A 15,745-nucleotide genomic window follows, 5' to 3' on the forward strand; every position below is an offset into this window, starting at 1 on the left:
AAAATGTTAAAAAAGATAATAGACCGTCCGGTACTGGCGACGGTAATATCCCTTATCATTGTCATTTTAGGGATCATAGGATTAAACCAGTTGGCGGTGACCAGATTTCCGGATATCTCCCCACCTACAATTACCGTTTCAGGGTCATATCCCGGAGGAAACAGTGAGACTGTGATCCGTTCCGTGGTAACTCCACTGGAAGAACAGATCAATGGGGTAGAGGATATGGAATATATGAAATCCACAGCAAGTAATGACGGAACATTCTCCATTTCCATTATATTCAAGCAGGGAGTCAATGCGGATCAGGCTGCGGTGAATGTACAAAACAGAGTACAGCAGGCTACACCAATTCTTCCACAGGAGGTAGTGAGAATGGGATTGACCACCTCCAAGCAGCAGAACAGTATGGTATTGATCTTCAATATTTATACGGAAGACAATAAGCAATATGATGAAACCTTCCTTCAGAATTATGCGAATATCAACCTTATTCCACAGGTCAAAAGAGTAAAAGGAGTAGGACAGGCTATGGTATTCGGGATTAAAGATTATTCCATGAGAATATGGCTTAATCCTCAGAAAATGTCATCCTACGGACTTGAACCGGCTGATGTTTCCAGAGCTATTGCTGATCACAGTTTAGAATCAGCTCCGGGTAAACTTGGGGAAGAATCAGATGCTGCTTTAGAGTATGTGATCAGATATAAAGGAAAGAAGAACAAGCCGGAGCAATATGAAAATATCATTGTTAAAAACACAGGAAGCCAGGTTATCAGACTTAAAGATGTTGCCCGTGTGGAATTCGGAGCTATTTCAAATACGGGAGATAACCTGTCTAATGGGAAAAATGCGGTTACTGTAGCGATCATGCAGACTACAGGATCTAATGCCAACCAGATTGAAATAGGCGTCAACAAAGCCCTTGATCAGTTATCAAAATCATTTCCTCCGGGTATTAAATATACGAAGGTAATGAGCACCAAAGAAAGACTGGATGAGGCAACAGGACAGGTGAAATCAACACTTATAGAAGCATTTATCCTTGTATTTATTGTTGTATTTATCTTCTTACAGGATTTCAGATCTACGATTATTCCGGCAGTGGCAGTTCCGGTAGCGATTATTGGTACATTTTTCTTCCTTCTGGTCTTAGGATTTACCATTAATGTTCTGACTCTTTTCGCCCTTGTACTGGCCATTGGTATTGTAGTAGATGATGCTATCGTAGTAGTAGAAGCCGTTCACAGTAATATGGAAGGAACAGACCTTTCGGGAAGAGAGGCAACCCATAAAGCGATGAGTGAGATCACGGGAGCGGTTATTTCCATTACGCTGGTGATGTCTGCAGTATTTATTCCAATCGGGTTTATGTCCGGTTCAGCAGGATTGTTTTATAAGCAGTTTGCCTATACATTGGCGATAGCCATTATCATTTCAGCGGTTAACGCATTGACTTTAACTCCAGCTTTATGTGCTGTGTTTTTGAAAAATAACCACGCAGGAGAAGGTGAAAAACCAAAAGGATTCGGGCAAAGATTTGCAGTAGCATTCAATGCAGGATTTAATAATATGACCAACCGTTACGCAAAAGGAGTCCGTTTTTTAATAGGAAGAAAATGGATTGCAGGAGGATTAATAGTAGCCGTTATCGGTGTTGCAGGATGGCTGATGTCAAGCACGCCTAAAAGTTTTGTACCGATGGAAGATGACGGATTCTTTATGTACACGTTAAGCATGCCTCCGGGAACGGCATTGACGAAAACAACAGAAGTTTCCAACAGGATCAACAATATCTTAAAAGGGGTAGAAGCAGTACAGGAAAATACTTCCATTACAGGTTACAATCTTCTCAGCAACAGTGCGGGTCCGGCCTACGCAATGGGATTTGTTAAGCTGAAACCTAAAAAAGAAAGAGGAGAAGTTCAGGATATTCAGGCTGTTGTAGATATGGCTACTGCCAAATTAGGAGTGATCAAAGAAGGGAGTGTAATGACGTTCAGAATGCCTCCGGTAGAAGGTTATGGGATGACCAATGATGCGGAGATTGTTCTTCAGGACCGTATGGGAAGAGACCCTCAGGTTCTTAAAGCTAAGGCAGATGAACTGATAGGTCAGCTGATGCAGGTCCCGGAAGTGGCATTTGCCTACACCATGTTCAGGGCAGATTATCCCCAAATGGAGCTTGAAGTGAATGAAGATAAAGCAAAACAGTTGGGAGTAAGCATTTCAAATCTGTTGGGGACCGTTCAGACGTATTTCTCCGGAGACCAGTCTCAGAATTTCTCAAGATTCGGGAAATTTTACAGAGTGAATATTAAGGCAGACGGCGTTTTCAGGATGGATGAACAAGCCTTCAATGATATTTTCGTAAAGAATGAAAAAGGAGATATGGTACCGGTAAACACACTGATCACTTTGAAAAAAGTTTATGGTCCGGAATCCGTTCAGCGTTATAACCTTTATAATTCATTAAACATCAACGTGTCTCCAAAACCCGGAGTAAGTAACGGAGAATTGATGGGTAAGCTGGAACAAACCTTAAGCAAACTGCCATCTGATTACAGTTACGAATGGACAGGGCTGAGTTTGGAAGAAAAATCGGCAGGAAATCAGACGATTGCCATCTTTGGACTGTGTTTGCTTTTTGTATACCTGCTGCTGGCGGCTCAATATGAAAGTTATATTCTTCCTCTGGCAGTTATGCTTTCTATCCCAACGGGAATTGTAGGGGCATTCTTAGGTATAAAAGCGATTGGATTGGATAACAATATTTATGTACAGGTAGGACTGATTATGCTTATCGGTCTCCTGGCCAAAAATGCGATCCTTATTGTGGAATTTGCCATACAAAGAAGAAAATCAGGTCTTTCGATTCTGGATTCTGCACTGGAAGGAGCCAAGGCGAGATTACGCCCGATTATCATGACATCACTGGCCTTTATTGTCGGAATGGTTCCGCTGATGATCTCTACAGGAGGTATGGCTTCAGGAAACAAATCAATCAGTACCAGTGCAGCAATGGGAATGCTGAGTGGAGTCGTTTTAGGAGTTTTTGTAATTCCTGTACTCTACATGTTCTTTCAGTATCTGGATGAGAAGTTTTCTGCCAAAAAGAAGTACAATACGATAGAAAATCAATTGACAAATGAGAGTATTTAATATAAAGAATTTCCTTATTTCAGGCACAATGGCATCTCTTCTAGTGTCTTGTGCCGTAGGGAAAAAATATACAAGAACAGACCTTCAGATTCCTGAAACGTACAAAGAATCTGTACAGGTAACAGGCGATACTGTAGTGTTACCATGGAAGACTTTCTTTAAAGATCCGAAATTGATCGGTTTGATAGATAAGGCCCTTTCAAGAAACAATGAAGTAAACGTTGCCCTGAAAAATATAGAACAGCTGGATCTTGCTTATAAACAGGCCAAGCTGAGTCTCATGCCGACACTGGATCTTACTGCCGGAGCTAACAGGAGCTGGGCTTCTACCAATACCCTTAACGGTTCTTTGAATGAACAGTTTGTAGGAACAAAATACATGGATGATTTCAGTGCTGCCTTGCGCCTTTCATGGGAAATAGATATTTGGGGAAAAGCCAAAATGCAGAAAGAATCCGCAGCAGCAGAGTATTTTGGACAGAAAGAAAACTTAAATGCCATCAAAAGCAGGATTGTTGTGCAGGTAGCTCAGGCTTATTACAATCTCATAAGCCTTGATGAACAACTGAAAATAGCTGAACAGAATATCGAACTGAGTGACAATACCCTTAAAATGATGAACCTTCAGTTTAAAGCTGGGCAGATCAATTCGCTGGCTGTACAGCAGTCAGAGGCACAAAAGAAAACAGCTGAACTGCTGATCCCTTTGGCAAAGCAGAATATTGCTGTTCAGGAAAATGCATTGAGTATCCTTTGTGGGGAATATCCAGCCAAGATAGAAAGAGAAGGAAATCTTAAAACAATGATTCCTGAAAATAAACTGTCCGAAGGATTACCTGCACAACTGCTGAGCCGCAGGCCGGATTTGAAAATGGCAGAATTCAATGTCATCAGTTTAAATTCTAAAACAGGACTGGCAAAAGCCGCAATGTATCCAAGTATCAGCCTTAGCCCACAGATAGGATTGAATTCGAATAAATTCAACTCATGGTTTGATATTCCGGGATCTATTACCAAAGCGATTGCTGCTAATCTGGCAGCTCCGGTTTTTCAGAAAAAGCAACTGAAAACGGCTTATGAAACAGCATTGATTGAGCAGGAGAAAGCAGCCATTAATTTTAAACAGTCTGTCATGACTGCGGTTGGGGAAGTATCTGATGCCATGGCTAAATCCAAAGGGTCTTCAGAAAGACTGGAGCTTTTGGAGCAGAGAACAGCTATTCTGGACAAAGGAATCAATGATGCTCTGAAACTGTATAAAAGTGGCATGGCGACCTATCTGGAAGTGATCACGGCACAAAATAATAAACTGCAGAATGATCTGGAAGCGATCAATGTTACGCTGGAAAGATTAAATGCTGAGGTGGATCTGTACAGAGCACTTGGAGGTGGAGTGGAATAATCATATAAACAGGCAATAACAAAAGGAAGCTATACAGATGGCTTCCTTTTTTGTCCAAAAATAATTTGTTGTTTTTAAAAAAATAAATAGCCATTCCGGCTATTTATTCCCACAATCAAAACAATATTTGATATAATAAAAATTTATTTTGCTACGTATGAGTAATCTTTAATGAAAGTCTGTCCGGCTGCATAGGTTTTGTTTTCATCGGTCTCGATAGTTCCGCCCACTTCAGCTTTGTAACTTACAGAAATAGGGGCACCGTCAAAGTTGGATACTGCAACGTGCAGGCTTGAAAAATTAAACGGCTTTACGGTTTCAAACACATATGTTTTTGTATTTCCGGTAAAATCATTTACCCCCAATGAACTTGTATTGGAATTACCTTCAGAAGTTCCGTTCTTTTTCCAGACAGGACTTCCATACTGGCTGGCATCATGATTTCCGGCACTTACGAGAAAGTCAATCTGATCGTTAGAATCAGCCCCGTTTACCGTAATGGTAAATTTCATGTTCGCTTTTGCATCAACAGGATCATCATCCTTGCTGCATGCCGAAAAAACAGCGCCTGCCATTGCGATCATTAAAAAAGTCGAAATAATTTTTTTTGTCTTTGGTCTTTTCATAACAGTTAATATTTTGCCTTTTATTGTTGGAACAAATGTAGTCTGAGACTTAGGGTACCGGCAATACATAAAAACCATGTTTTTTTTCTACCAGAAATTAGGTAGAAGACAGGTTATAACCATTTTCTAAGTAGAAATCCTGATTTTGAATATGAATTTTATAAACATATATGAAAGCTGTCGAAATTTTATAATCACTAAATCAATTAGTTATAGATATTTTTGTCTTTTTTTTAAAAAAATATGCAAGATTTTTGAAAAGCTGGATTTATATAGATGAGTACTCGAAAATAATTAATGTTCAACGAAAAAGTAATGCAATGAAAAAATTGACAGTACCCCGATTTTTTATAACAGTTTTAATGGTTTTAACAGGTTTTATCCTATTCTCATGTAATGATAATGACGGTCCGGATATACCTCCTGTTAAAATGGAAGACTTAAAAGGAAACTATAAAGGTAAGCTGATTATTGTACAGGGAAATAGTAAAAGAGAAGGAATAAAAGAATTCAAAGTAAAGAAAGATACGATCTCATTTGCCGAATTTCCAATAACCGAAATTGTAAAAACAGTAGTAAAAGACCCAGCAAAAGCAGAAACAGCCATAAAAGCACTTGGAAAAGTAAAGTATGACCTTAAATATGCAGCAGTGATCAATACATCAAACAATGTGATAGAACTTACTTTTGCTCCTAAGAGTATGGAACTTCAGATTCCTGTAGACGGCGTTAATAAAAAAACCGTTGTGGAATTTACTGCAAAGCAAAAAGGATATTATGTAGGACTGGATCAGACGCTTAGATACTCCGTAACAGCAGAGAAAATTACTGTAGATGGTACATTGGTTGCTCCTTATGAGGTTATTGATTATAATTTTCCTTTCTGTATAAAAAATTAATTAATAGATATTATCATAAATGGATTGCACTTTAATAAGATGCAATCTATTTTTGCTTGACAGTTTATAACATCCTAACGGGTACGGCAGCATTGGCATATATGGAAGAAAGTAAAGAACAGATTTTGGTAAAGCACCTTCTGAAGAAGGAGGAGGCTGCCTGGAAAGAGCTTTTTGGAGCTTATTCCGGAAATCTGAGCTATGTATGTTCCCGTTATGTGACAGAAAAAGAAGATGTTCATGATGTGCTTCAAAACAGTTTTATCAAAATGTTCCGTTCGATAGAATCTTTTGAGTACAGAGGCATTGGTTCTTTAAAAGCCTGGATGACCCGTATCACAGTTAATGAATCTCTGAAACATATAAAACAGAAAGGAGATTTCAGATCAGCCATTGAAGTAGATGATCTTCCGGATATTCCTAGCGAAGAAGAACCTGATTTTGAAGAGATTCCCCGTGATGATATTATGAAGATGATCAGGTCTCTTCCTGAAGGGTACAGAACTGTTTTTAACCTGTTTGTATTTGAGACAAAAAGCCATAAAGAGATTGCAGGGCTGTTGGGAATTGCAGAAAACTCTTCTGCCTCTCAGTTTCACCGTGCAAAAGCATTGCTTGTTCAGAAAATAAAAGAATTTAAAATGTCAAAAAAAGCACAATATGAATAATGAATGGCTAAATAACCTGCGAAGCAGAATGGATGACCATCAAGAGGACGTTCCGGAAGGGTTGTGGGATGACATCAAAGATGAATTATTCTCGGGAACAGAAGACAACAGCATTCCGGGATTTATTCCTGAAATTCATGAGAGTGAAGTGGAAAAGAAGGAAAGAATTGCAGGTACAGGACGGAAATCTTTATTCTATCGTGTCGGAGGTATTGCTGCTGCTATTGCATTATTGTTTTTGCTGACAAAAATACTGCCTCATCATGATCCTGGAAAAACCTTATCTCAGAAACCGGAAGATGGGAAAAAAGAAAAGAAAAAAGGTTCTTTAAAGATTGATGAAACCGGGTATGTTTTAAACAGTGGAATACCATCAGTAACAAATACCTCTTTAACTGAAAAAATATTGAGGACAGGTGCTTCAGAGAAAACATGGGTACAGAGAGATTCTGATAACAGAGTAAAAAATAAGCTGGGAAATATTCAGGATATGATCAAACTTCCTACAGATTCAGAATCTTTTCCGCAGGAGAGTAAAATCGCCCATAAAGTATCTCCCGTTGACGATACTGTGAGAGAGCCGGCTAAAGAAGAAACTGATGAGGTTCTTTTTAAACAGGAAAAGCTGAAGGAAGTATATGCTGAAAACACAAAACATACTACTGCGAAATCCAGAAATAAAAAGTCCTGGATGCTGGGTATGCTTACAGGAAATATGGCTTCCAGCTCTGCCGAACAGCAGTTTCCCGGCTATGCTTCAATCACAGGAAAAGCCATGAATGTTGAACAGGTATGGACTACTTCCGAGTATCATGATGATCCTCTGACTGCCATATTACTGGCGAATCAAAGCCAGCCGGTAGAAGCGAGAATCAGACATAAGGTACCCGTTACATTCGGACTTTCTGTTTACTATAATCTTGGAAAAAGATGGGGTATAGGAACGGGGCTGAATTATACCAAACTTTCTTCTGAACTGCATTCCGGAAGTGACAACAACTATATTAAGGGAGATCAGACGGTTCATTATATAGGAATTCCAGTGCAGGTCAATTATAACGTCATTCAGAAAGGAAGATTCACGGGGTATGTTACAGGTGGGGCGCTTGTGGAAAAGCCTATAGCAGGAAATATAACAACAACCTATGTGGTGAACGATGAAATAAAAGAATCGTCGAAAGAACGCCTGGAGCCCAAGCCTTTACAGTTCTCCGTCAACGCAGCGGCAGGTTTTCAGCTGAAGATCATTGATAAAGTCGGGGTGTATGCAGAGCCGGGAATAGGATATCATTTTAAACAGGAAGATGCTCCCAATACAATTTATAAAGAAAAACCGCTTCATTTTAATATGAAATTCGGTGTAAGAGTGCTGTTGGATTAATGTTGGGGATTTAAAATAAAACCAAACTTAATTATCATATATGAAAACAAAACTAATTTTTTTGGTGTTTTTATTATTCAGTATTTTGAATATAAAAGCACAGTGTACTCCTACAATTACCAGCCCAAGGCTTGGGCAGAAATATCCCGGAACCGTCCTGTTCTGTGATACGGAAGATGAAGTACTTTCTACCACACAGACGTATACCACATACCAGTGGTATAAGCAGGAATGGACCTGGCAGACTCCCAATAACAATCCATGGGTAGCGATTCCGGGAGCTACATCACAGCAATTAACCATTAGTGGTAACGATCAGCTGAACTATTTCAAAGTAGTTGTTACCGATGGAGATTGTACAGCAGAGAGCCCGACAGTATTTGCCGACGGTTTTGTATATGGTCTTCCGGCAATGATGACAACATATACTCCCGGAACGTATGAAGAAGATATGGGAACAGTAAAAGTATGCAACGGTGCTTCTGTACAGTTTGATAATATATTCCCATTGGTGTATGGTAAACATACCTGGTTCAGATGTGTACCAAGCAGTAATCCTCCGTTGGCAGGAGACCCTTGTATCATTCCTGGCGTCATAGGGGCTACCTATGTGGCAACAACTTCCGGTAAATATGGATTTTATGCCTGCACGGAATATTGTCCGGATCAATGCCAGATGTTGGATCCGTTTGCGTTTGTGGAAGTGAATTTCGGAAACTGGGAATTCTGCAGCAATTTGGCAACAGGAGAGACAAAAGTTAAGGATAACAATCTGAAAATTTATCCCAACCCTACTGCACAGCATCTTTATATTGGGAAAGAATCAGATAAGGTCTATAAAGAAGTTACCATTATAGACATGTCCGGAAAGCTGGTTCTGAAGAAAACAGATCACAGGTATAATCAGCCCATTGATGTGAGCCAGCTGGTGCCGGGAAATTACATCATCGTATCTAAAAGTACGGATGGAAGCGAATATAAAAATAGATTTATAAAAAAATAGGATTATGTAATCTGAATATGCCAAAATATTGATTGTGGGAAGGAAGAATGGATGTCAGAGTAGAGATGTTCCTTGTATTGAAGAAGAACTAGAGTAATTTATTTTAATACTTTACGCTCAATAGATAAAATTTCATCCTTGTTAATCTAATGACGTCATAATTACCCCAAAAGGAATTCTCTCTTTCTGGCATCGGCTTCCTGACTCACGCTTAATTTTTCTGCAACTCAGACGAAATAATCTTTTTCGTTAGTTTTAATAATGGTTGGGTCGGTACAAAGAAATTTGTACCGATTTTTTTATTCTGAATTTTTCTTAAAATCTTTTTAAATATCTCAATTTGGTCAGGATATTATTCATTTAAGTGTCGGATTATCAAAATAATATATTGTTTATTTTTACCTCAAAAACACACCATGCTGATCAAAATTTATGGAAGTGCCATTCATGGAGTGGCTGCTCAGACTATTACGATTGAAGTGAATGTAGATACCGGAGGAGTGGGATATCACCTGGTGGGACTTCCCGATAATGCGATCAAAGAAAGCAGCTACAGAATCTCAGCTGCACTAAAAAATGTAGGATATAAAATTCCGGGGAAGAAAATCACCATTAATATGGCTCCTGCAGACCTCAGAAAAGAAGGCTCTGCTTATGATCTCAGTATTGCTGTTGGTATCTTAACGGCTTCAGATCAGATACTGGCAGAGGACGTTAAAGACTATGTTATTATGGGAGAACTTTCTCTGGATGGAGGTCTGCAGCCGATTAAAGGAGTTTTACCTATTGCAATTCAAGCCAGGGAAGAAGGGTTTAAAGGGATTATTCTTCCCAAGCAAAATGCCAGAGAGGCAGCTATTGTCAATGATCTGGAAGTTTATGGAGTCGAAAACATACGAGAAGTCATTGATTTTTTTAATGAGGGCAGGCCCCTTGAAAAAATGACTTTGGATACCAGAAAGGAATTTCACGAGAAGATCAACGACTTTCCTTTCGATTTCTCTGAGGTTAAAGGACAGGAAACAGCCAAAAGAGCGATGGAAGTTGCCGCAGCGGGCGGACACAATATCATTCTGATCGGTCCTCCCGGAAGTGGGAAAACAATGCTGGCCAAAAGAGTTCCCAGTATTTTACCTCCTTTGACATTGAAAGAAGCTCTGGAAACAACAAAAATTCATTCTGTAGCCGGAAAGATAGGAACAGAAGCGTCGCTAATGACTGTTCGTCCTTTCAGATCTCCACACCATACTATTTCTGATGTTGCTCTTGTAGGAGGGGGAAGTTATCCTCAGCCTGGTGAAATCTCCCTTGCTCATAACGGGGTATTATTTCTGGATGAAATGCCCGAATTTAAGAGAACGGTGCTGGAAGTGATGAGACAGCCTCTGGAAGACCGTGAAGTAACCATTTCAAGAGCCCGGTTTACAGTAAATTATCCTGCAAGTTTTATGTTGGTAGCGTCTATGAATCCCAGCCCAAGCGGGTTCTTTCCTGACGATCCTAATAATACCTCATCCGTTTATGAAATGCAGCGCTACATGAATAAGCTTTCAGGTCCGCTTCTGGATAGAATCGATATTCATATTGAAGTTCAGAAAGTAGAATTTGAGCAGCTTTCTGAAAAAAGAAAAGGTGAGAAAAGCAAAGACATCAGGGAACGTGTACTGAAAGCCCGGGAGATTCAGAATAAACGGTATCAGAATCTTAGTATCAGCAGTAATGCCCAGATAGGACCAAAGGAAATTGAAGCATTCTGTGAGCTGGATGAAGCCTCGTTCAGCCTTATCAAATTAGCAATGGAAAAACTAAATCTTTCGGCAAGAGCGTATGACAGAATCCTGAAAGTCGCAAGAACAATTGCCGACCTTGAAGAATCCGAGAATATTCTGTCTCATCATATTTCCGAAGCCATACAATACAGAAGTCTGGACCGTGAATTCTGGAATGGATAAACGGTCCGGACCTCTTTTTTTGTTAAAAAAATTATACTGTACCTGCTTCCAGATCAATTTTAAGATTGATCGAAAAAGGGTTGTTGTATACTTTGGGAATCCATTGAAACTGACCGTTTACTTTATTAATGTATCCTATTCCTGGCCATGGAAGGTGGGCAGAGCAGATAAGTGTTCTGTTTTGATAGCAGTTTTCAAGAACTTGCTTACGGGTTTCAACACCTGTTTCAAAGTCGATATCCCACTGTGTACCCCAATCAGGTTTTGCAATAAGCAGTGGAGAATGAAAAAGATCTACTACATTGGTCATTGATAAATCCCCATCATTCAATGTATATATAATATGACCAGGAGTATGTCCGGGAGCTGCCTCTGTCTGAATACATGAGAATAGCTGATCTCCCATTTCAAATTTTGTAAGCCGGCTGTCTATGGCAGAAAGTACTTTTCTAACTAAGGGGATGCTTGGCTTTCCTCCTTCCGGGTTTTTACTTTTTTTAAAATCCGGGTCGTCGCTGGTCCAAAATTCAAATTCCTGGCTGGAAATATAGTAATGGGCATTAGGAAATACAAAATCACCGTCTTTAGAAAGAATTCCTCCGATATGGTCTCGGTGAGCATGTGTAATCAGAATATCAGTGACAGACTCTGGCGCAAAGCCCGCTGCCGTAAGACTGTATAATAATTTCCCTGCATTTTCATCATCATAAAACCCTTCTCCCGTATCCACTAAAATGTTGCGGTCGCCCTTCTTGATAAGCATCACATTAATGGGTGCCTCATAATAAGATTCCGATAAATAAAGATTGCGGAGTTCGGTTTTTACAAGATTTTGAGGAATATCGGGTGCTAAGATGGGCTGGTGATATCCAATACCAAAATATCCGTCAGAAAGTATAAAAATATCAAGTTCATTGCATGGAATATGTATGAATCCATGGTCGCTCTTCAGTTTTTGATTCATATTAAAATGAATTGTGTTTTGTTTTTCACAAATTTAGAGATTATTCCCATACATTGATCCTCTAAAAGGTGTATAAAAAAGAATTTTGTTTTTTTGGTATGCAATAAATTGTAATTCAGCTTTTTATTTTCTTCCAGAATATCAATTCCTGAATGTGGTAGAGGATAGTAATTATGTAACGCATACCTTAAAATATTATGTTAAGTTTGATTACCAAATTATTAAAATTATTACATTATGAAAATCAAATTTTTAAATTCTGAATAAAGATTTACATCTGATTCCCAAAGAATATCTGGATATATTCTTTATCCTTTCCGACTGAAATAAATAACGTTTAAACGCTGTTTACCGTTCTGCTCATTGAGCGGATCGCTTAATACGCTGCATCATTCAGTTTTTAAACCTTTTATGAAAACACATTTAGTAAATAAGCTGTGGTTATGCCTTATGCCTTTATTTTCTTATTTCATAGAGGCCTAAAATCAATTTGATGTAGAATTAAAGCTATTAATTGCAAATTTTTAAACCAAATCAAATTATTATTATGTCAAACACAATTCCCTCATTAGAAACCTTATCAATAGGTTCGGCAGTATTGCTGTCATCAGAAGACAGAGAAAAACTTTTAACCGGATTTAATAAGACTGGCTGGGATTATCGTCAGGAAGAGACATTGGAATCTCTTTTCCGAAAACAGGCGATCCTTCATCCGGATAAGACATCCGCTGTTTATCAGGATGAAGAAATTACTTACAGAGAAATGGATCAGAGAAGTAACCAGGTAGCCAACTTTTTATTAAGCCGCGGTATCAAGGAAGGGCATTATGTTCCTATCTGGCTCGATCGTTCCTTAGAATGGATTGTTGCAGTTCTTGGAGTTATTAAAACGGGAGCAGCATATGTTCCCATAGATCCTGCTTATCCTGCGAAAAGAGTGGAGTACATTCTCGCAGATACTTCTTCTGATGTTATTATTACCAATCAAAGCCTTAAAGATCTTTTATCAGAAACAGAACAGGCTAAAGTATTTGATCTCGGTAAGATGGAAAATCTTAATCATTTACCATCAGAGTATCCGAAAATTAAAACTCATCAGAGCAGTCTTGCCTATACAATTTATACTTCAGGCTCTACCGGAAAGCCAAAAGGAGTAATGGTAAGCCATCAGGCCATACAGCATCTGGTAACATGGCATAATCATCATTTTCATGTGGACCACAGTTCAAGACTGACCCTTGTTGCTGGATTGGCATTTGATATCTCTGTATGGGAAACCTGGTCGGCTCTTACCTCAGGAGCAACTGTTTTTATTGCAAATAATGAAGAGCGGACAGATGCTCAGGCATTGGTAGATTACTATAGAAAAAATCATATTACACATGGCTTTGTCCCTACGGTTCTGGCACCTTCTGTGGTAGAGCATACCCGGAGTTATAGCAACCTGAAATTAAAATATCTCTTTACTGCAGGTGAAAAGCTGAAACCTGTATTGACTGCAGAGCTAAGCTATGAGCTAATAGATTATTACGGTCCGACAGAATGCACTGTATTTGCCACCTTTAAAAAAGTGAAAGAGGTTAACGGAAAATATGTTTCATCCATAGGCAGGCCGATTGCCAATGCAAAAGCATATATTTTGGGTGAAAATATGGAATTGCTGCCCGTAGGTGCGGTAGGAGAATTATACATTGGGGGAAATCTTTTAGCAGAAGGATACCTTAATAATAAAGAACTTACTGATTCTAAATTTATGACCAATCCTTTCCGGGAGACAGAAAAAATATACCGTACGGGAGATCTGGCCAGATGGAGCCAGGAAGGTGAGATTGAGTTCCTGGGAAGAATTGATAATCAAGTGAAAATTCGTGGATTCAGAGTTGAATTGGGAGAAATAGAGCGCTCATTGATGCAACAGGAAACAATAAAAGAAGCAGTAGTTATTGGAAAAGAAACAGATGGAAGTACAGGATATCTTATTGCTTTTGTGGTATTAAAGACTGAAGCAGCAAAGGATGTTTCAATAGTGCGAAACGCATTAAAGGAAGAACTTCCTGGCTATATGATTCCTGCTCAGATTATTTTTATAGATACCATTCCGTTGACGGCAAATGGAAAAACAGATACGCAGACATTAAAGGACCTTGCTGACAAGGAAGCAAAAGAATTGATTTCATTTGAGCCGCCAACCAATGATACCGAAAGGATCATTGTAGACGTCTGGTCTTCTGCGTTGGAACGTCCTGTTATTAATATTACCGATAACTTTTTTGACATCGGAGGAAACTCCCTGCTGGTGGCAACTGTTGCTGTTACATTACAAAGAAAGCTTGATGTAAAGGTTTATCTGAGAGATATCTATCAGTATCCGGTATTGCAGCAGCTTTCGGAGATTCTTATTACCCGGTCCAGAGAAATGAGAGACGCTATTCCGGCAGAAGATGTGGAACCTTATGTTGAGTTACAGAAAGATGTTTACCTGGCTCCGGGAACTGTTTTTGCGGGAGGGTTTGATCCCAGACAGGTAGAAAATCCCGGAACAATATTTTTAACGGGAGTTACAGGATTTGTAGGAATTCATCTTTTGCAGGAACTTCTGGATACTACAGATGCAGATATTTATTGCCTTGTGAGAGCTCAGGATGAGTATGCTGCAATGGAAAAGGTTGACAGATATTCTAAACAATACCGCATTCCTCAGAAAAAAGAGCAAAGATCAAGAATTATTCCTGTCATCGGAGATCTGGCATTACCGTCATTGGGTTTATCCAAAGAAGTATTCACAGAGCTGGCAAAGCAAGTCGATGTGATTTACCATTCAGGGAGCTCAGTAAACTTCATTGAACCTTATTCTTATATGAAGGCTCCGAATGTAGAAGGATTAAGAGAAATCATAAAGCTGGCAGGGGCAGAGAGAACAACGTGTCTCGCTTTGTTGTCCACTATATCAGTATATAGCTGGGGACATGTATTTACAGGAAAAACCGTGATGCTTGAATCTGATGATATTGAACAGAACTTAATGTCTGTGAGTAAAGATATAGGGTATGTTAGAAGCAAATGGGTAATGGAAGCAGTAGCGGATTTAGCTGCTAAAGAAGGACTGCCATTAATCACTTACCGTTTGGGATATGCCATGTGCCATAGCGAAACAGGAGCAAGTGCTTCCTATCAATGGTGGTCGGGATTAGTGAAAAACTGCATAGAATTCAAATCTTATCCTGTCTTAACAGAGCTTAGAGAAGGGCTTATCACGGTAGACTATATGACAAGAGCAATAGCTCATATCACAAAAAATAAAGAAGCAATAGGGAAGAAGTTCAATCTAATAGCCCGTCCGGAAACGAATCTTACGCTGGAAGATTTTTTCGGATTGATGAAAAAGTATTATCCGTTTACGCTGAAGGATATTCCATACAAAGAATGGCGAAAACAATGGGAAGATGACAGTAAAAATCGTTTATATCCACTGACAAGCCTTTTCAGGGATAATATGCATGAAGGCTTATCAACAGTAGAGCTTTATCAGAATACTTATATATGGGATTGTTCCAATGTTATTCAGTTTTTGGAAGGCTCCGGTATAGAGGAACCTGTATTTGATAAGAAAATGCTGGACTCGTATTTGAAATATCTCGGGGTTCCGGTTGAATAATATTACTGATATTAAAATTCCAGGCACACCTGC

10 protein-coding genes are annotated in these 15,745 nt (G+C 39.1%); 8 read left to right on the forward strand and 2 right to left on the reverse strand.

Annotated features, from left to right (window positions below; translation table 11 throughout):
• Positions 1-3 precede the first annotated feature (3 nt).
• Both AC3FI7_RS16850 and AC3FI7_RS16855 read left to right on the forward strand, forming a co-directional pair.
• Entirely contained in the window at positions 4-3,162 is a 3,159-nt protein-coding gene (locus tag AC3FI7_RS16850; RefSeq protein WP_142723477.1) for an efflux RND transporter permease subunit, read from the forward strand.
• Between the two features lie 28 nt (positions 3,163-3,190).
• The gene (locus AC3FI7_RS16855; protein WP_228451205.1) at positions 3,191-4,564 is read left to right on the forward strand and encodes an efflux transporter outer membrane subunit; all 1,374 of its coding nucleotides are present in this window, start codon (positions 3,191-3,193) and stop codon (positions 4,562-4,564) included.
• 143 nt (positions 4,565-4,707) lie between these two features.
• On the opposite strand, the gene AC3FI7_RS16860 is transcribed toward AC3FI7_RS16855, so the two are convergent.
• On the reverse strand, positions 4,708-5,190 hold the full coding sequence (locus tag AC3FI7_RS16860; RefSeq protein ID WP_142723475.1) for a hypothetical protein: 483 nt from the start codon (positions 5,188-5,190) through the stop codon (positions 4,708-4,710).
• Positions 5,191-5,510: 320 nt separating this feature from the next.
• Between AC3FI7_RS16860 and AC3FI7_RS16865 the strand changes: the two genes are divergently transcribed.
• The 5 genes from AC3FI7_RS16865 to AC3FI7_RS16885 all read left to right on the forward strand — a co-directional run bounded on the left by AC3FI7_RS16865 (position 5,511) and on the right by AC3FI7_RS16885 (position 11,093).
• Positions 5,511-6,089: a DUF4840 domain-containing protein gene (locus AC3FI7_RS16865; RefSeq protein WP_142723474.1), complete on the forward strand. Its 579-nt coding sequence runs from the start codon at positions 5,511-5,513 to the stop codon at positions 6,087-6,089.
• A gap of 56 nt (positions 6,090-6,145) precedes the next feature.
• Positions 6,146-6,757 carry an RNA polymerase sigma factor gene (locus AC3FI7_RS16870; protein WP_228451204.1) on the forward strand — a complete coding sequence of 204 codons (612 nt, stop codon included), beginning with the start codon at positions 6,146-6,148 and terminating at the stop codon, positions 6,755-6,757.
• Positions 6,750-8,138 carry a porin family protein gene (locus AC3FI7_RS16875; protein ID WP_491460557.1) on the forward strand — a complete coding sequence of 463 codons (1,389 nt, stop codon included), beginning with the start codon at positions 6,750-6,752 and terminating at the stop codon, positions 8,136-8,138. The genes AC3FI7_RS16870 and AC3FI7_RS16875 overlap by 8 nt, the downstream gene beginning before the upstream one ends.
• Before the next feature lie 40 nt (positions 8,139-8,178).
• Positions 8,179-9,141, forward strand: coding sequence for a T9SS type A sorting domain-containing protein (locus AC3FI7_RS16880; RefSeq protein ID WP_491460558.1), 963 nt, complete (start codon positions 8,179-8,181; stop codon positions 9,139-9,141).
• A gap of 416 nt (positions 9,142-9,557) precedes the next feature.
• A complete protein-coding gene (locus AC3FI7_RS16885) occupies positions 9,558-11,093 on the forward strand; it encodes a YifB family Mg chelatase-like AAA ATPase (protein WP_343660459.1) in 1,536 nt (511 codons plus the stop codon).
• A 31-nt stretch (positions 11,094-11,124) separates the two neighbouring features.
• On the opposite strand, the gene AC3FI7_RS16890 is transcribed toward AC3FI7_RS16885, so the two are convergent.
• Positions 11,125-12,057 (reverse strand): MBL fold metallo-hydrolase, encoded by a 933-nt coding sequence (locus AC3FI7_RS16890; protein WP_343660457.1) that lies wholly within the window; start codon positions 12,055-12,057, stop codon positions 11,125-11,127.
• 547 nt (positions 12,058-12,604) lie between these two features.
• On the opposite strand from AC3FI7_RS16890, the gene AC3FI7_RS16895 reads away from it, so the two are divergent.
• A complete protein-coding gene (locus tag AC3FI7_RS16895) occupies positions 12,605-15,712 on the forward strand; it encodes a non-ribosomal peptide synthetase family protein (protein WP_491460559.1) in 3,108 nt (1,035 codons plus the stop codon).
• The last annotated feature ends 33 nt before the right edge of the window (positions 15,713-15,745 follow it).

This window comes from Chryseobacterium sp. TQ-BC-N36 (assembly GCF_058382295.1).